Genomic DNA, 19241 nt, shown 5'->3' on the forward strand with positions numbered 1-19241 from the left:
TTACTTGACGGAAAACATATACTTTTTATACGTTTTTCGTACGGATAATATGAGACCCATCATAATCATATTCGAGAACAAGGAACTTCCCCCATATGATAAGAACGGTAATGCAATCCCTTTTACAGGCATTAATCCAACGATCATACCGATGTTTTGGAATATTTGAACCGTTAATATCCCAATCGATCCAGCACATAATAATGTACCGAATAAATTATCAGCAGAATAACCGATAATAATTGTTCTATATAGTAGTAATAGGAACAAGAATACAACTAACGCTGCTACGATAAATCCACCTTCTTCGGCAATTGTAGCGAAAATAAAGTCAGTATGCTTCTCAGGGATATAGACGTTACCTTCGCCAAACCCTTTTCCTTCCATACCGCCACTACCTACAGCTAAAATCGATTGCTGTGTTTGATAACCTTGATCTGTATGTTCAAATGGATCTAACCAACCTAAAATACGTGATTGTTGGTGAGGTTTTAGTAACGTAACTAACTTATTAAAGAAGAAATCCTCATACCTTACGTAAATAAATATTAACGCAGATAATATGGTGACTGGAATAACTGTACATAACGCTATCAATTTCTTCTGAATACCTGACATAAATAAAACACATGCAATTGCAGCAGCATATAAGAACACCATCCCTGTATCCGGTTGGCTATATACAACAGCAATAGGCGGTAGGGATACTAGCACAATTTTACCTACTAATTTTAAGTCCGTTTGGAACGTCCTTGCCATATACTGTGCATTATGTTTCACGGCTATACTTGCTACTACGAGAAGCAATGAAATTTTGAAAAACTCAGATGGTTGAATTTGTCCAACTAACGGAAATACAAACCATCTTTTTGCACCTAATTTTTCAGGTGTGAAAGTGGAAACCGGTAGTATTTTCAAAAGAATAAGTGACGCAAATCCAACGATATAAAGTGGCCAAGACAATTTTTGTAATTGATCTAAGTCAATGCTTGCAACAAGCAATAACAATACGACCCCAATTATGTAGTTCAAACCCTGTTTCATCGCAAAGTTTGCCTCTCCATATTGGCCAGTTTGCTGACTGCTATATATAGCAGCTATACTCGTAACACATAATGCTAACAAAATTAATATTAATTTTACATCTAAACTTTTTAGAAACTCGGTACTTCTTTTCATGACATCCTCCTGAAACATTGTTACAGCAAAATAAAAAACCAGGAGTCAACATTCTTCATGTTTTGACGACTGATTACACATTATCTATAAAACACTTATATAGAATAACTCTCTTTTTCATACAATACAATATATTATACTACAGTTTCATCAGTAAGATTTGCCAAAAAAATTATTCTTTTCTTATTTTATATCCATATACCATATATCAGCAATGTATTTTCATAAATTCCTAATACATAATCGTTCATTGTAAGATTACTGGGAAAGGTATTATACATATAGTAGGATGTAGATGAAGAAATAGGATGATAAAAAGCTCGCCATAAGCGAGCTTTTTATTTAATATACAGATGTATTGTTTTCTGACGTATTTTCTAAAATTTCTTTTACACGTCCTAAGAACTTACCACAAATTAAGCCATCTAGTACACGGTGATCAAGTGATAAACATAAGTTAACCATGTCACGAGCACCAAACATACCATTATCCATAATTACTGGGCGTTTTACAATTGATTCAACTTGTAAAATAGCCGCTTGTGGGTAATTAATAATACCCATAGATTGAACAGAACCGAATGACCCTGTGTTATTAATTGTAAATGTTCCGCCTTGCATTTCGTCCGCTTTTAACGATTTCGTACGTACTTTTCCTGCAAGTTCTGTAATTTCACGAGCGATACCTTTAATTGTCTTCTCGTCTGCGTGTTTAATTACTGGTACAAATAGTTCATCCTCTGTTGCAACAGCGATAGAAAGATTAATATCTTTCTTCTGAACGATTTTATCGCCAGCCCACATTGAATTAATTTGAGGGTACTCTTTTAACGCTTGTGCTACTGCTTTTACGAAGAAAGCAAAGAACGTTAAGTTAAAGCCTTCACGCTTTTTGAAATCACCTTTAATTGAATTACGGTATGACACAAGGTTTGTCACATCTACTTCAATCATCATCCAAGCGTGTGGTGCTTCGTGTTTACTACGTAACATGTTCGCTGCGATTGCTTTACGCACACCTGTTACTGGAATTTCGATATCGCCAGGCATTGTTGGTACAGAAACTGGTTTCGCAGCTTCTACTTTTTGTGCTGCTGGAGCTGCTTTTGGTGCTTCTGGACGCGCTTCTACTACTGCCGCTACTGCTTCCTCTTTTTTCGCACCTGCTTGCGGAATATTTCCAGATTCCACTAGTTTTAAAATATCTTTACGAGTAATACGGCCATTTGCTCCCGTACCTTCTACTAGATCTAAATCGACGTTATGCTCACCCGCAAGTTTTAACACAGCTGGTGAAAAACGAGGTTTTCCATCAGTTGGTTGTTTTGCTTTCGGTGCTTTTTCAGGCGTAGCTACTTCTGCCTTTGGTTCTTCTTTTGTTTTTTCCTCAATAGCTGTTGCTGCTACTTCATCTGCGCCTTCTACTTGAATCACACAAACTACTTCACCTACAGCTAACGTATCACCTTCACCAGCGATTAACTCTTTCACAATACCAGTGAAAGAAGATGGTACTTCAGCATTTACTTTATCAGTCATTACTTCTGCAAGCGGATCATACTTATTTACGTGATCGCCAACATTCACGAGCCATTTACTAATTGTACCCTCTGTAACGCTCTCTCCAAGCTGAGGCATTGTAATATTTTCTACAGCCATGTATAGTCCCCCCGATTAAAATTCCGCAAGCTCACGCATTGCTTTTTCAACTTTATCTGGATTTACCATAAAGAATTTTTCCATTGTTGGTGCATATGGCATTGCTGGAACGTCTGGACCTGCAAGACGTGCGATTGGCGCATCTAAATCAAACAGACAGTTTTCAGCAATAATTGCTGCCACTTCACTCATAATACTTCCTTCTTTATTGTCTTCTGTTACAAGAAGAACTTTACCTGTTTTAGAAGCAGCTTCAATGATTGCTTCTTTATCTAATGGATATACAGTACGTAAATCAAGAATGTGTGCAGAAATGCCATCTTGTGCTAGCTTTTCAGCCGCTTGAAGAGCAAAGTGAACACATAATCCGTATGTGATAACAGTAATATCATCACCTTCACGCTTTACATCTGCTTTTCCGATTGGTAATACGTAATCATCTTCTGGCACTTCACCTTTAATTAAGCGATATGCACGTTTATGTTCAAAGAATAATACTGGATCTTCATCACGAATTGCAGCTTTTAGTAAGCCTTTTGCATCATATGGTGTAGAAGGGATAACAATTTTTAAACCAGGTTGGTTTGCAAACATTGCTTCTACAGATTGTGAATGATACAATGCACCGTGCACACCGCCGCCAAATGGCGCACGAACTGTAATTGGACAAGTCCAATCATTATTAGAACGGTAACGAATTTTTGCTGCCTCAGAAACAATTTGGTTTACTGCTGGCATAATGAAATCAGCAAACTGCATTTCAGCGATTGGACGCATTCCATACATCGCTGCACCAATTGCTACCCCAGCGATTGCAGATTCTGCAAGTGGTGTATCTAGCGCACGATCTTCACCAAATTGATCATATAATCCGTGTGTCGCTTTAAATACGCCACCTTTTTTACCAACATCTTCACCTAAAACGAATACTTTCTCATCGCGTTCCATTTCCTCGCGCATTGCTAATGTAATAGCATCAATATAAGACATTACAGCCATGAAACGTTCCCCCCTATTCTGCGTATACGTGCTTCAATGCATCTTCAGGTGCTGCATACGGAGCATTTTCTGCATATTCTGTTGCTTCGTTTACGATATGCATAATTTCGTCTAACATTTGTTTTTCAGATTCCTCAGTTAACACGCCAACCTCTTTTAAATAAGCAGCAAATGTTATAATCGAATCATTTTTCTTCGCTTCTTCTACTTCTTCTTTATCACGATAAACACGATCATCATCGTCACTTGAATGTGCTGTTAAACGATATGATACTGTTTCAATTAATGTTGGACCTTCACCACGGCGGCCACGGTCTGCCGCTTCTTTTACAGCTTTATATACTGCAAGCGGATCATTTCCGTCTACTGTATATCCAGGCATACCGTATCCAATTGCACGGTCTGATACATTTTTACATGCTAATTGTTTTTCAACTGGAATAGAGATTGCGTATTTATTATTTTCACACATGAAAATAACAGGTAACTTGTGTACGCCAGCAAAGTTTGCCCCTTCATGGAAATCCCCCTGGTTAGAAGAGCCTTCTCCGAATGTAACAAACGTTACTAAATCTTTCTTTTCCATTTTCCCAGCTAATGCAATACCAACTGCATGTGGTACTTGCGTTGTTACTGGAGATGAACCTGTCACAATACGATTTTTCTTTTGACCAAAGTGACCAGGCATTTGACGACCACCAGAGTTTGGATCTCCAGCTTTCGCGAAACCGGATAGCATAAGCTCTTTCGCTGTCATACCAAACGCTAGTACAACACCCATATCACGGTAGTATGGTAATGCATAATCTTTCTCTCTATCAAGAGCGAATGCTGCTCCAACTTGTGCTGCCTCTTGTCCTTGACAAGAAATTACGAATGGAATTTTACCAGCGCGGTTTAATAACCACATACGTTCGTCGATTTTACGTGCAAGTAACATCGTACGGAACATTTCTAATACTTGCTCATCACTTAAGCCGAGCTCTTCATGGCGCTTTTCTTTTACTTCTGCCATTTTTCATAACCTCCTAAATCCACATTTTTATGCGTGTAACGCTTTTCCATCTACAGCTAACGCTGCTTCACCAATCGCCTCAGATAATGATGGATGCGGATGAATTGTATGTGCTACTTCCCAAGGTGTTGCATCAAGTACTCTTGCAAGACCAGCTTCAGAAATCATATCTGTTACATGTGGTCCAATCATATGAACACCAAGAATGTCATTTGTTTCTTCATCAACTACAAGTTTTACGAAACCATCTGATTCGCCGTACACAAGTGCTTTTCCGATTGCACGGAATGAGAACTTACCTACTTTTAAGTTATAGCCTTTTTCTTTCGCTTCTTGTTCTGTTAAACCGACAGAAGCAACTTCCGGACTGCTATATACGCATTTTGATACCATAGAATAATCAATTGGTGTAACTTCTTTACCAGCAATATGCTCTACTGCAACAATTCCTTCATGAGAAGCAACGTGAGCAAGCTGTAAACCGCCGATTACATCACCGATTGCGTAAATATGAGATTCTTTCGTTTGATAAAACTCATTTGTTTGAATGTATCCTTTTTCCACAACGATATCCGTATTCTCTAAACCAATATTTTGCGTATTGGCTTGTCGTCCTACAGATACAAGCATTTTTTCTGCTTTAAATTCTTTATTCTCACCGTTATGTTCAGCTTGGATTGTTACTCCATTATCTTTTACCAATGTTTCTGGTAATACTTTTGCACCAGTTACCACTTTAATACCTTTTTTCTTGAATAGACGTTGCATTTCTTTTGAAACATCTTGATCTTCTAGTGGTAGTATCGTTTTCGCATACTCTAAGACTGTAACTTCTACACCGAAGTCAGCAAGCATAGATGCCCACTCAATACCAATTACACCGCCACCAACGATAATAATTGAGCTAGGAAGCGTTTCCATTTTTAAGGCATGATCCGAAGACATTACGTACTCTCCGTCTAATTCTAAACCTGGTAATGAATTTGGACGAGAACCTGTTGCAATAAGTACATTTTTTGGAATTAACATTTCATTCTCTTCTCCACTTGCAAGTTCAACTGAAATTGTCCCTGGCATTGGAGAGAAAATAGATGGGCCAAGAATACGGCCAATACCTTCAAACACATCAATTTTACCTTGTTTCATTAAGTGTTGAACGCCTTTATGAAGTTGCGTTACAATCTTCTCTTTACGCTCTTGTACTTTCGCAAAGTTTAGTTCTACATTACTTGCAATAACCCCGAACTCTTCGCTTTTTTTAGCAGTTGCGTATACTTCCGCACTACGTAAAAGGGCTTTACTAGGAATACATCCTTTGTGTAGACAAGTGCCACCAAGATTTTCTTTTTCAACAAGTGCAGTTTTTAAACCTAGTTGTGATGCACGAATTGCAGCAACATATCCACCAGTACCGCCGCCAACGATGACTAAATCATATTCTTTTGCCATTATCTCAACCCCTAGCTACCGTTTCTTTTTCACGTACAATATATTCTTTTGGAGCTTCTTCTTCACGCAGTACACGAAGTGCTCCTTCTGCTAATGCTTGTAATTCATCTTCTCCTGGATGTACGATAACATCTGCAATCCAGTCTACTCGTTCTTTTATTTCATCAACAAGAATTTTACTGTAAGCAAGTCCACCAGTTAATACGATTGCATCGATTTTCCCGTGAAGTACAGCGCTAGCTCCGCCAATCTCTTTTGCAACTTGATACGCCATTGCCTTATAAATTAGGGTTGCTTCAGGATCACCTTTTTCAACCATTTGTTCTACTTTAATCGCATCATTTGTACCGATAAGACTTACAAGTCCACCTTGTCCAACAAGTTTTTTGACCATTTCGTCTCGGTAATACTCACCAGAGAAGCACATTTCAACTAATTGTCCTACTGGTACTGTACCCGCACGTTCTGGGCTAAATGGTCCTTCTCCATTTAAACCATTATTTACATCGATAACTTTTCCTTTTTTATGAGCACCAACTGTAATACCACCGCCCATATGTGTAACTAATAAATTTAAATCCTCATATTTATGGTTTAATTCTTCAGCTACTTTACGAGCAACTGCTTTTTGATTTAATGCATGGAAAATACTTTTACGTTCCATACCAGCGATACCACTTATACGCGCAATTGGCTCCATTTCGTCTACAACGACAGGGTCTACAATAAATGCCGGAATATTTAATCCAGAAGCAATTTCATATGCTAAAATGCCCCCAAGGTTTGAAGCGTGATGACCGCTAAATCCATTTTTTAAATCTTCTAACATCGCATCGTTTACTGTGTATGTTCCGCCTTCGATTGGACGAAGTAATCCCCCGCGTCCACAAACTGCGTTTAACTTTGAAATGTTAATACCGTGAGAATGTAGAACTTCTAAGATCGTTTCTTTACGGAACTCATATTGGTCAATAATTCGCTTATATTTTCCAATCTGTTCTTCGTCATGACGAATAGTTTCTTCTAAAATCGGTCTTTCATTATCAAAAACACCGATTTTTGTGGATGTACTACCCGGATTAATAACAAGAATTCGATTTAAAGACACTGTTGCTACCTCCACTAATAAATTCAAAAGGAGGTGGAAACCTCATAAGAGGTAACCACACCTTTTGTAAAAGTAATATACGAATGATTAGCGACGGCTAATAATGTCGTGACCGTTGCGTAAGTATGTGCTACGAGAGTTTTTCAAGCTTGCAATGCGCTCTTCAGCTAGACGATCAGCTGCTACATAAGTTGCAATGCCATCGCGTTTTGAAATTTCGATTACTTTTGCAATTGTGTCATAAATTGACTCAACACGTTTTAATGCACGTTCTCTATTGTATCCATATAACTCGTCTGCTACGTTAATTACGCCACCTGCATTAATTACATAGTCTGGTGCATATACAATACCCATTTCATGAATGATGTCGCCGTGACGATCTTCTTTTAATTGGTTATTTGCAGAACCAGCGATTACTTTTGCTTTAAGTTGTGGGATAGTTTCGTCATTAACTGTTGCGCCTAATGCACATGGTGCGTAAATATCACATTCAACACCGTAAATTTCATTTGGTTCAACTGCTGTTGCACCGAATTCTTCTACTGCACGTTGTACAGCTTCTTTATTAATATCTGTAACGATTAGTTTTGCTCCTTCAGCGTGTAAATGTTTGCATAGGTGATATGCTACGTTACCAACACCTTGAACAGCAATTACTTTTCCTTCTAAATTATCAGTACCGAAAGCCTCTTTCGCAGCAGCTTTCATACCACGATACACACCGTATGCAGTTACTGGAGATGGGTTACCAGAAGAACCGAATGATGGTGAAATACCTGTTACAAAGTCAGTTTCTTCGTGGATAATATCCATATCATCTACTGTTGTACCAACATCTTCAGCTGTAATGTAACGTCCGTTTAGTCCTTGAATGTAACGTCCTAATGCACGGAACATCGCTTCGCTCTTATCTTTACGTGGATCACCGATAATTACTGTTTTCGCACCACCTAAGTTTAAACCAGCTGCTGCGTTTTTGTATGTCATCCCTTTTGCAAGACGCAATGCATCTTCAATCGCCGCTTCTTCAGAATCATATGTCCACATTCTCGTTCCACCAAGAGCTGGTCCAAGTGTTGTATCATGAATTGCAATGATTGCTTTTAAACCAGATTCTTTATCTTGACAAAATACTACTTGCTCATAATCATATTTTTCTAAGTATTCGAAGATTTCTAATGTCATTGTCGTTTCCCCCTAATTGTTTTACCCTATTTGGTTTATTTTGAAGCAGTCGCAACTGCCAATGCTAATGAATATACTTTTGTTTCTGCTGAATCAGCACGAGATGTTAAAACAATCGGTGCTTTTGCGCCAGCAATCATTGCTCCTACTTTTGCATCCGCAAAGTATACGAGTGATTTATATAGCACATTTCCAGCTTCAATCGTTGGGACGAGTAAAATGTCTGCCTTACCTGCTACATCACTTACTATGCCTTTATGTTCTGCTGCAATTTGTGATACTGCATTATCTAAAGCAAGTGGTCCATCAACGACACAATTTTTAATTTGTCCGCGGCGATTCATTTGAGTTAACATCGCTGCATCAATTGTCGCTTGCATCGCAGGATTCACAACCTCTACCGCTGCAATTGGTGCTACCTTTGGCAAATCAATTCCTATTGCCTGGGCAACTTCTACAGTATTCTGTATAATAGCAGCTTTCTGTGTTACATCAGGTGCAATGTTCATCGCTGCATCTGTAACAAAAATCAGACGATCGTAATTTGGAACTTCAAATGCTGCAACGTGTGAAAGTACGCTACCTTTACGAAGTCCCCACTCTTTATTTAATACAGCTTTCAAAATATTTGCTGTTGGGATGTTTCCCTTCATGAGCACATCTGCTTCGCCATTTCTCACAGCTTTCACAGAAAGTTCTGCAGCCTCAGTACTTGACTGTGCTGCAATCACTTCGATATGTTCTGAAGTTTGTAAACTATGTTCTTGTAACATCTCCATTATTTTTTCTTGGTTTCCATATAGACGAAATTGAGCTAGCTGTAATGTAATTGCTTTTGCTACAGCTTCAATTACTTCATGATCTTCAGCTACTGCTACAGCCACAGTTTTTTTAGACTGGCCTGCCGCTTGATCAATTAAGTGTTCTAACTTCATATTTTGTAATCAACCCTTTCCGTCGTCCCTCGTCTTTTTATAAAGCAAATACCGTGCCAACTTTTAAAAGTGGTCTTACCAATAATGAAAACGCATTCAAAATGCAGTAAAATCAATACTTTGGAAAATAACAAAAGATTCTGTCTTATTTCGTCGCTTTTTGTATACCATGCAATAAATTGCATGGTACGCAATTTATTGCATGCTATTTTTTGCACACTCATACTTTTCTAGCTTGTAATATAAATTTCGAACTGAAATTCCTAACGCTCTTGCCGTTTGTGTTTTATTTCCACCAAATCTCTCTAAATACTCATGAATGATATTCCCTTCAAACTCCGTCACTAAATGTTCAAGTGGCTTTTCTTCTAACTCAGGTAATAAATGAACCTGCTTTGACTCCACCTGCTCTTCGTTATGTAATGGAGGTAAATGGTTTACATCAATATAAGTCTCGTTGTAATTCATAAAGATAATAGCTCTCCCCAAAATATTTTCAAGTTCCCTCACATTCCCTGGCCATTCATATGATTGTAAATACGAAATAGCCGAATTGGTGAGCCCTTCTATATTCCGGCCATAATCCTGATTAATTTTTTGAATTAATCTTTCTGCAATAGCTGGTATATCACCTTTCCGCTGACGAAGAGATGGAATTTGGATTGGAATTTTATTTAATCGATAATATAAATCCTCCCTAAACTCTCCTTCTAGAATAGCCTTTTCTAAATTCACATGTGTCGCTGCAATTACCCGTACATTAATAGGGATCGCTTTCGTTCCACCAACTTTTACAATCTCTTTTTCTTGCAAAACGCGAAGGAGTTTTGCTTGTGTATTTGCAGATAGTTCCCCTATTTCATCTAAAAAGATACTACCGTTATTCGCTTCCTCAAAGAATCCACGTTTCCCGCCTCTTTTCGCGCCAGAAAACGCCCCTTCCTCATAACCAAATAATTCACTTTCTAACAACGTCTCCGAAATGGCTGCACAGTTTACACGAACGAACTTATTATATTTTCGATTACTTCCATTATGGATAGCATGAGCAAACAATTCTTTACCTGTCCCTGACTCCCCGCGTAGCAATACTGTTGCTGGTGTATTCGCCCCCAGTTTCGCCTGCTCAATAGCAGCCGTTGTTTCATCTGAGTTTCCGACAATGTCATCAAATGAATATTTCGCTTCTAACGTTCGAATAATTTGCCTTGCTCGATTCAATTCATTTGTTAACTTTTGAATTTCTGATACGTCACGAATTACACCGACGCTTCCTTTTAATATTCCATCCACAATGACCGGTGCTACGTTTACAATTACGTCTCGCTTTTTTTGTCCAATCTTCATATGTATTCCTCGTACCGCCCTACGCGTTCGAAGTACTTTCATATGCATACTTTCACCTTCTACAATATCAGTTGTAGCTGGCTTCCCAATAATGTCCTCTTCTGTTAAACCTGTTAATTTCGTATATGCAGGGTTAATTACTAACCCTCGTCCTTTTTCATCCACGACCGAAATGGCTTCCTCAGACGAGTTAATAATCGCCTCAAGTAACGTTTGAATCTCCTTTAAATCTGTAACTTCTTCCGCAAGATCTACAACCTCTGTTATATCTTTAAAAATCGCAAATGCCCCTTGTACTTCTCCCCCCTCTTTTAATATTGGAATACGGGTTGTAATAATTTTCTTTCCATTCTCAAGCGTCAATTCATAATTTACTTCTATTTGTTTCGTACGTATAATACGAAGCAACTTACTAGTCGGAATAACTTCTAAAATATATTTGCCTACCGCATCTTCTTTTTTATACCCGATAATACGCTCTGCACTTTTATTAAATAGGCGAACTTGTCCTTCTTGATTAATCACTATCATACCGTCATGCGTAGAGTTTAAAATCAAATCACCTTGCTGCGTTTGCTCTTCTAACTTTCCAATTAAATCTTCCTTCTCATGTGCTAACCTCGTAACAATCTTCGCAATATCACCTGGTATAAGAAGAGTATCTTTATGCTTTTTCTTTAATAAATCTTTATGTAAATCATCGTCACCTGTCATATCAAACATTACATCAATGTGCATAGAAAGAAACGGAGCCACACTCTCTCCAATCGCAATCCCGTATTCCTTTGCCATTTGTAACCCTTTTGCTATTGGATTTATATCAATAATCCCTATAATTTGAAATATATTCGAACTTTGTAACAGACGCAGCAGTGTACTACCACCTTCACCTGCACCAACAATTAAAACTTTTTGTTTCATATATTACACTTCCTCTCGAAGTATCTCTGCAAAATTTTTCACACCCTTATCTTACTCGTTCAACCCCCTCTTGACAAACCCCCTTTTCATATAACATCATTAAAATAAACAAAATAATCTGAAAAGGAGCGTTTATATGCAGCGTTACCTTGCTCTATTATTAGCACTCATCCCTATTTCATTAGCTGTGTTTGGCATTAAGTTAATGAGAGATACAGTATTCGGGATTCTATTTCCTCCACTCTCTATACTTTGGTTACAATTTTTAATTGGCGCTCTTTGCTTCGGACTCGGTTTTTATATTTTTGGTGGCTTCGTCTTACACCGAGACCGTAAACGAAATAAAGTACAAGCTCGCTTTAGAAGATAGGAAGTCCCACTATTTATCAATAAAAAATGAGACCGTTGCACACGGTCTCATTTTTTTATTGGCAATAACGTTCTTGCCGTTTCAGGATAATCAGTAATAATTGCCGAAATTTTCATATCAAAGTATTTCCGCATAAGTGTTTCTTCATTAATTGTATAGGGCCGAACCTCTACATCACTTTCCATCGTTAGTTCAGCAATAGCATCTTGAAGATAACGATAATTAGGGTGTACTGCTGTAGCACCCATTTTTTTCGCATATGCCCATGGACTATGCAAACCTTCGCGATATAAAATCGCTGTTTGAATATCAGGAGCCATCATATGACACCTTTTCATACTGTAGTGATTAAATGAGGAAAATATAACACGATCTTCTAAATTAAATTTACGTACAAGCGTTATAACTTCTTCCTCTAAACCTCTGTATGGAATTTTATTATTTTTAAGTTCAATATTAAGCAGCAACTCTGTTTGTTCAATCCATTCTAACACTTCTTCTAAAAGAGGTATTTTACAAAATCCTACTTTATCACCAAATTTATAGCTCGCATCTAATTTACATAAATCCTCATATACATAATTCCGAACCGCACCTTTTCCATTTGTTGTCCGGTTCACTGTTTCATCATGAATGACGACAACCTTTCCGTCTTTCGTTAATTGAACATCAAGTTCAATTCCATCCGCTCTAAAAGATTCCGCTGCTTCAAATGAAATCATCGTATTTTCTGGGTATGTTCCCGCTGCACCACGATGTGCAAATATAAGAGTCATCCTCACTCCCCCAATCTTATGCTATACTATACGAAAAAGGAGGTACTTCTATGAGACCATTACAAATTTCTCCAGACACTGCAGTCCGCCTATCAAAAGCATTAGGTGTTCCACTAGAACAACTTATGCATATGCCGCAGCACATTTTAATTCAAAAGTTAGTTGAATTAGAAAAACAAAATAAAGACGAAGAATAATACAGTCCTGTTTTGCAGGACTTTTTATTATTTTCTATTATATCATGGATGCCTTTCCTACTAAAATCCTTTAACAGATGTACTACGATGCGATTTAGCCGTTCCTTCATCATTTAATAATGGATCACATCTTTTCTTTTTTGTTACACGTCATAAAGAAAGCAGACTATTTATTTATAAGTCTCATTGCGTCCTTAAGACACGATAATAAAAAAACTAGAAGCCCCTTATATTATTTTTTATTGAACGTGCGGAGTATCCCCTGATTCGTACAGTTCTTTCGCTTTTTCCTCCCCGAATGTAGTTAAAATATAATGTTGCTCTTCTAACGCATCCATTGCTCTAGTTGCCTTACAAGCGCTATCTTCTTGAGCATCCGAGAAATAATTGTGATCTTCTACAATTTTACTAAAATCTTTTTTCGCCCATCTATCAGCAATTGCTAAAAGCTCATTTTTCTTCGCAAAGCTACTCTTATTTATAATTTCTTTTAATTTTTTAGCATTATTTTGAATCATTGGGATAGAGCCCGATTTTCGTTCTGCCACCACTTTTTGATGAGTCATGCGATGCATCGCTATAATGACTTCGCTTTCAGTAGAATTTTCAGTAACATACACATCAACAAAGCCCCCATCTACCTCTCTACCTACTATCGTTGGATCTTCTTTTTTATTTATTTGAGCGCTCACTTCTTTATCTACTGGATTATCTGCAAGTTCTAACATTCCAAATGTAACTGTAATAGCAAGAACTCCCATAGCTGCTACTATTCCTAGCCAAGTTGAAATTTTATTTTCCATTCCCCTTCTCCCTATCTATATCTATTTTATTGCCTTATAAAAAACTTCACTTACATGTAATATTACTGAAAATAGGTTTTATTTTCCATATTATCAAATAATCTCTTTTTCCCAACAAAATAAAAAGACCAACGAATTATAACATTCATTGGTCTTTAAATAAAAAGTTCATTGGTTTTAAATTTGATATCGAGTATCAATTTCAAGAATTATTAAGCTTTACTAAAGCTTAAATCCCTTACTACTTTTACTCTCAACTAGCTTTATGTTCAAGTCTCAGCTTATCCGCAACCATCGCGATAAACTCAGAGTTCGTAGGTTTTGCTTTTGACATAGATACTGTATAACCGAATAAGGACGAAATAGAATCGATATTCCCTCGACTCCATGCTACTTCAATTGCATGACGGATTGCGCGTTCAACGCGGCTCGCTGTTGTATTATATTTCTTCGCGATATCCGGATACAATACTTTCGTAATAGATCCAAGTAATTCGATGTCATTGTACACCATAGAAATTGCTTCCCTTAAGTACATGTATCCTTTAATATGAGCAGGCACACCAATTTCATGAATGATACTCGTAATGCTCGCGTCTAAGTTTTTCGGTTTTCCATCTACTGTTGTTGCTGATCGGAAAGATGGCAGTGGACGTTTAATAGTAGCGTTCGCTTTACCGCTCACTTGACGAATATGACTCGTTAAATTCTCCATATCAAATGGTTTTAATATGAAATATGAAGCACCTAAGTCAACTGCTTTTTTCGTCACATCTTCTTGTCCAAATGCTGTCAACATAATTACGCTAGGCTGTCTTAACCTTTCAATATGTCGCATTTTCTCTAGTACAGCTAAACCATCTAAATGTGGCATAATAATATCTAATACGAGTACATCCGGCTGTTTATCTTTTAATAAATTTAAACACTCTTGACCATTATAAGCAGTACCGATTACTTCCATATCATCTTGAGCAGCTACATAACTCTCTAGCATTGATACTAATTCTTTATTATCATCCACAAGACATACTTTAATTTTCTCCACAGCTTTTCCTCCCTTACCGAATCGATTCTCCGACATGTGTATCCTTCTAGGCTACATGAATTGTTCGACAATTGTGTGAAAATTCCCTTTTAAAGTTTGTTACTTTCCGATAAAATCACAAAAAAATATGTTTATCGTTCATTTATTCCCTTTCGCAACACATTCCATCATAGAAATACAACGAAACGTTCAACCCTTTCCTTTCATTTTACAACAAAAAACACCTCTTGCGGAGCTTTTACAAAATTTCAACGAATTTTTCAATAGAAAAGCGAGCTAATTATTAATTAGCTCGCTTTTCTTTCTTGATCATAAATGTTAATTCCAGCCTCATGTAACATCCATTCAATATGAACACCATATCCTGATGTTGGATCATTTACAAATACATGTGTAACAGCACCAATTACTTTCCCGTTTTGTACAATTGGACTTCCGCTCATCCCTTGTACGATACCACCCGTTTTCGCTAACAAACGTTTGTCTGTTACTTTTATTACCATGCCTTTCGTTGCTGGAAACTTTTGCGGTACTGTACTAACAACCTCAATATCAAACGCTTCCACTTTATCTTGATCAATAACTGTTAATATTTTTGCCGGTCCTTCTTTTACTTGATGAGATAGCGCAATAGGCATTGCTTTATCCATTACGCCATTTGTCATATTTGTATTCAATTTGCCAAAAATACCAAACGGACTGTTTATTGTAATATTGCCAATCACTTCACGATCCGGTGAGAACCTTGCTAATTTCTCTCCTGGATTCCCATGACTACCTCTTTCAATTGATGTAACTGTCGAACGCATAATTTGTCCATCCTCGACTTGAATCGGCTTTTTTGTATCATTATCAGAAATAACGTGACCAAGTGCTCCATATTTCATAGAATCAGGATGAACAAATGTCATTGTTCCGATTCCAGCTGCCGAATCACGAATATATAAACCAATGCGATATGACGATTCTCCACTGTCTTTTTGTGGTTTTAACTTAGTACGAATTTGTTTTCCATCTCTTAATAAAACAAGATTAAGCGGTTCGCCAGTTTCACCACTACTATGAATAAATGGCGCTACATCACTCATTCTTTCAATTGTTTTACCGTTAATTTCAGTAATCATATCTCCAATTTGCACACCAGCTGTTTCACCAGGAGATACTTTCCCTTTTTCAGTTTGAATTAAATGATGGCCTACAACAAGTACCCCTTTTGTGTTTAACTTCACACCAATTGATTGTCCACCTGGAATAACTTTAAAATCTTTCAATACTTTCACATTTACTTTTTTCACTGGAAAACCAGCAAGTTGAAACACCATATCTGCTTCACCATTTTGATGAGAATTTACCATAAGTCCTTGTTTTTGTTCATTTGAACTTACTGTAAACACATGACGATCTGTAGATGAAGCTTGAAACACTGGTAATGAAGCGATTTCTGATTGTTGTCCTTCAAAAACAACAAGTTGCTTTGGGGATGAAATAAACGTTCGAAGCGGTTTAAAACACCCTATAAAAACTAAAGAAACAAGGAGAAAAATACCTATTATTTTGCGAAATCTTTCTAATTTCAATTTGTTCACTCTCCTCGCTCCTACCCCACATTCAGCCTCTTGGCTTCACTTTTTAATCTCTCCTTGCAGTGCTTTATTTATAACCGGAAGAATTAAGAAATCATTTTTTGAGAAAAAAAGCTATCCATTACTGGATAGCCTCTGCTGTCTGTTTAAAATGATGCGCTTGCGTGAGTAATTCTTTCGCATGTTCTGTCGTTAAATCTGTAATTTCCACACCAGAAATCATTCGAGCTATTTCTGTTACTTTATCCTCCATAGTTAAAACAGTAACTGACGTAATTGTTCGATCATTCGCTACTTGTTTTCGAATAAATAAATGCGAATCCGCCATTGAAGCTACTTGAGGTAAGTGCGTAATACAAAGTACTTGTGAGTTTACTGATACTCGATAAATTTTTTCCGCAATAGCCTGGGCAACTCGACCACTTACACCAGTATCCACCTCATCAAAAATTACAGATGCAACACCTTGATGCTTAGAAAAAATACTTTTTAAAGCTAAAATAATACGAGATAACTCTCCGCCAGAAGCGACCTTTGAAAGTGGCTTTAACGGCTCACCTGGATTTGTTGAAATATAAAATTCCACATGGTCATAGCCATCCGCCGTAAGTCTTACTGGCGCTCCCTCCACAAGAGGCTCTTCAGCATTTCCTTCTCTCTTCATAATTCTCACTTCAAATTTTGTTTTTTCCATATATAATTCTTTTAATTCCTGATGAATGGCATTTGTAAGATGCTCTGCCAGCTCATGACGCATATTACTTAACAACGTTGCTTCTTTCAGAATAACACCTTCTAATTCCTTTAACTGCTTCTTCGTCGTTTCAATATGAACGTCTTTATTTTCAATCGTAAAAATTTCTTGTTCAATTTTATCAGCATACGCTAAAATCTCTTCTACAGTATTTCCATATTTTCTCTTTAGCATACGAATTTCATTTAAACGCGTTTCAATTTCGTCTAAACGATTCGGATCATATTCCATCATATCGAGCTTTTCTCTCAGTTGATACGCAACTTCTTCCAATAAGTAATAGCTATTTGCAATTGAGTCATGATTTTCTTGATACACTTCATCTAAATGTGTAATACTCTCCATTTGTCCCATTGCGCTTCTTACATTATCTAATCCTTGTCCGTCCGCGCTTAACGAGCGATATGCATCGCCTAATGCTTTATAAATTTTTTCGAAATTAGAAATTTGCAAGCGTTCTTCAGTCAATCCATTTTCTTCATCCATCTTTAAATCCGCCTTACGGATTTCTTCATGTTGGAATTGAATTAAATCTAAGCGATGTGCCATTTGTTGTTCATTTTCACTTAACGATTTTAACTGTTTTTTTAATTTCTCATAATCAGCGTATACGTTTTGATATATACCCAATTGTTTAACAATACGCTCTCCATCAAAATGATCGAGCATAAATAAATGACGCTCTTCATTCATTAAATCTTGCGTTTCGTGCTGTCCATGAATATCAACAAGTGTTTTTCCAATTTCTTTTAATACACTAAGAGTAACTAATTTCCCATTTACACGACATACACTTTTTCCGTTCGCAGCGATATCACGCTTCAAAATAATCATGCCGTCTTCTATTTCTATGTCCAACTCTTCTGCCTTTTCAATACATGGATGCTTATCATCTTCTACATAAAATAGCCCCTCTATTTCAGCTTTTTCCGTCCCATATCGAACGAATTCGGCTGAACCACGACCACCTACAAGTAAACTAATCGCATCAATAATAATCGATTTTCCAGCTCCTGTTTCACCACTTAAAACCGTTAATCCTTTTTGAAAAGAAATATTTAATGCCTCAATAATAGCAAAGTTTCTAATCGATAATTCCGATAACAATGCCCCATTCACCTCGTTATAAACTAATCCCCTATTCAGGGCTTTTCTCAGTTCTTTATTCAAATAGTCATACTATATGTTTGTATGTATAAATTACTCTTCTAACCGCTCCATTGTACCAAACATTTGTTTTACGGGTCAATCCACCTATTTTCTAATTTTATTCAAAGAAAATATTATATTACAATTAAGAATTCACGTTTTTAACCAATAAAAATATCCTGTTCACTTTCCACTTTACAGAGGAAAGCAAACAAGATTTTTTTGTTACAGCATATTTAAGAAACGATCAGAGACAACACCTGTATCTTCAGGTGTACGGCAAATAATTAAGCAAGTATCATCACCACAAATGGTTCCGATGATCTCATCCCACTCTAAATGATCAATAAGTGCCCCAAGTGAATGAGCGTTACCAGGCAATGTTTTTAGCACAAGCATATGTCCTGCCGTGTCTAATTTTACAAATGAATCCACTAGATTACGTTTTAATTTTTGTAACGGGTTAAATCGTTGATCTGCTGGCAAGCTATATTTATAGCGACCATCATGTAATGGTACTTTCACTAAGTGCAGTTCTTTAATATCGCGCGATACTGTTGCTTGCGTTACATTAAATCCCTCATTACGTAAAATATCAACTAATTCATCTTGTGTTTCAATTTCTTTGTTCGCAATAATTTCCCTGATTTTAATATGGCGCTGACCTTTATTCATACATTTGCACCTCACACTATCTCTTACCATAGTTTAAACATTGGTATACTTCACTTATTTATGTTAACTTATAATTCGTTACTTGT

Annotated in this window: 17 protein-coding genes; 2 read left to right on the top strand and 15 right to left on the bottom strand. The window is 37.0% G+C overall.

Annotation, left to right across the window (positions count from 1 at the left end):
• From Q9B79_RS09875 to Q9B79_RS09915, 9 genes are all read right to left on the bottom strand, one after another.
• Nucleotides 1-1179: an FtsW/RodA/SpoVE family cell cycle protein gene (locus Q9B79_RS09875; protein ID WP_306183820.1), complete on the bottom strand. Its 1179-nt coding sequence runs from the start codon at nt 1177-1179 to the stop codon at nt 1-3.
• A 342-nt stretch (nt 1180-1521) separates the two neighbouring features.
• Nucleotides 1522-2838 carry a dihydrolipoamide acetyltransferase family protein gene (locus Q9B79_RS09880; RefSeq protein ID WP_306183822.1) on the bottom strand — a complete coding sequence of 439 codons (1317 nt, stop codon included), beginning with the start codon at nt 2836-2838 and terminating at the stop codon, nt 1522-1524.
• 15 nt (nt 2839-2853) lie between these two features.
• Nucleotides 2854-3837 (bottom strand): 3-methyl-2-oxobutanoate dehydrogenase subunit beta, encoded by a 984-nt coding sequence (gene bfmBAB, locus Q9B79_RS09885; protein WP_000290076.1) that lies wholly within the window; start codon nt 3835-3837, stop codon nt 2854-2856.
• Nucleotides 3838-3850: 13 nt separating this feature from the next.
• Nucleotides 3851-4852, bottom strand: coding sequence for a 3-methyl-2-oxobutanoate dehydrogenase subunit alpha (gene bfmBAA, locus Q9B79_RS09890; protein ID WP_000852554.1), 1002 nt, complete (start codon nt 4850-4852; stop codon nt 3851-3853).
• A 27-nt stretch (nt 4853-4879) separates the two neighbouring features.
• On the bottom strand, nt 4880-6301 hold the full coding sequence (gene lpdA, locus Q9B79_RS09895) for a dihydrolipoyl dehydrogenase (RefSeq protein WP_306183825.1): 1422 nt from the start codon (nt 6299-6301) through the stop codon (nt 4880-4882).
• A 4-nt stretch (nt 6302-6305) separates the two neighbouring features.
• A complete protein-coding gene (gene buk, locus Q9B79_RS09900) occupies nt 6306-7409 on the bottom strand; it encodes a butyrate kinase (protein WP_306183828.1) in 1104 nt (367 codons plus the stop codon).
• A gap of 87 nt (nt 7410-7496) precedes the next feature.
• The gene (locus Q9B79_RS09905) at nt 7497-8597 is read right to left on the bottom strand and encodes a leucine dehydrogenase (protein WP_000171362.1); all 1101 of its coding nucleotides are present in this window, start codon (nt 8595-8597) and stop codon (nt 7497-7499) included.
• 35 nt (nt 8598-8632) lie between these two features.
• Entirely contained in the window at nt 8633-9532 is a 900-nt protein-coding gene (yqiS, locus tag Q9B79_RS09910) for a phosphate butyryltransferase (RefSeq protein WP_306183830.1), read from the bottom strand.
• Nucleotides 9533-9727: 195 nt separating this feature from the next.
• Nucleotides 9728-11800 (bottom strand): sigma-54 interaction domain-containing protein, encoded by a 2073-nt coding sequence (locus Q9B79_RS09915; RefSeq protein WP_306183832.1) that lies wholly within the window; start codon nt 11798-11800, stop codon nt 9728-9730.
• A 136-nt stretch (nt 11801-11936) separates the two neighbouring features.
• Here Q9B79_RS09915 and Q9B79_RS09920 point away from each other — a divergent pair, with 136 nt between their 5' ends.
• Nucleotides 11937-12170 (top strand): DUF2627 domain-containing protein, encoded by a 234-nt coding sequence (locus tag Q9B79_RS09920; protein ID WP_001190188.1) that lies wholly within the window; start codon nt 11937-11939, stop codon nt 12168-12170.
• A 47-nt stretch (nt 12171-12217) separates the two neighbouring features.
• On the opposite strand, the gene Q9B79_RS09925 is transcribed toward Q9B79_RS09920, so the two are convergent.
• Nucleotides 12218-12946, bottom strand: coding sequence for a glycerophosphodiester phosphodiesterase (locus Q9B79_RS09925; protein WP_098667349.1), 729 nt, complete (start codon nt 12944-12946; stop codon nt 12218-12220).
• 50 nt (nt 12947-12996) lie between these two features.
• On the opposite strand from Q9B79_RS09925, the gene Q9B79_RS09930 reads away from it, so the two are divergent.
• Nucleotides 12997-13143: a YycC family protein gene (locus Q9B79_RS09930; RefSeq protein WP_001247671.1), complete on the top strand. Its 147-nt coding sequence runs from the start codon at nt 12997-12999 to the stop codon at nt 13141-13143.
• A gap of 239 nt (nt 13144-13382) precedes the next feature.
• Here Q9B79_RS09930 and Q9B79_RS09935 read toward each other — a convergent pair whose 3' ends face one another.
• The 5 genes from Q9B79_RS09935 to argR all read right to left on the bottom strand — a co-directional run bounded on the left by Q9B79_RS09935 (nt 13383) and on the right by argR (nt 19155).
• The gene (locus tag Q9B79_RS09935; protein WP_306183838.1) at nt 13383-13946 is read right to left on the bottom strand and encodes a PRK06770 family protein; all 564 of its coding nucleotides are present in this window, start codon (nt 13944-13946) and stop codon (nt 13383-13385) included.
• A 253-nt stretch (nt 13947-14199) separates the two neighbouring features.
• Nucleotides 14200-14994 carry a sporulation transcription factor Spo0A gene (gene spo0A / locus Q9B79_RS09940; RefSeq protein ID WP_003161566.1) on the bottom strand — a complete coding sequence of 265 codons (795 nt, stop codon included), beginning with the start codon at nt 14992-14994 and terminating at the stop codon, nt 14200-14202.
• 287 nt (nt 14995-15281) lie between these two features.
• Nucleotides 15282-16580 carry a SpoIVB peptidase gene (spoIVB, locus tag Q9B79_RS09945; protein ID WP_098667348.1) on the bottom strand — a complete coding sequence of 433 codons (1299 nt, stop codon included), beginning with the start codon at nt 16578-16580 and terminating at the stop codon, nt 15282-15284.
• A gap of 118 nt (nt 16581-16698) precedes the next feature.
• Nucleotides 16699-18438, bottom strand: coding sequence for a DNA repair protein RecN (gene recN / locus Q9B79_RS09950; protein WP_306183841.1), 1740 nt, complete (start codon nt 18436-18438; stop codon nt 16699-16701).
• Nucleotides 18439-18705: 267 nt separating this feature from the next.
• Complete coding sequence (argR, locus tag Q9B79_RS09955; protein WP_001032581.1) at nt 18706-19155, bottom strand: arginine repressor ArgR; 450 nt, start codon at nt 19153-19155, stop codon at nt 18706-18708.
• Nucleotides 19156-19241: the final 86 nt, after the last annotated feature.

It is taken from the genome of Bacillus sp. MHSD_36, from assembly GCF_030757775.1.
GTDB lineage: Bacteria > Bacillota > Bacilli > Bacillales > Bacillaceae_G > Bacillus_A.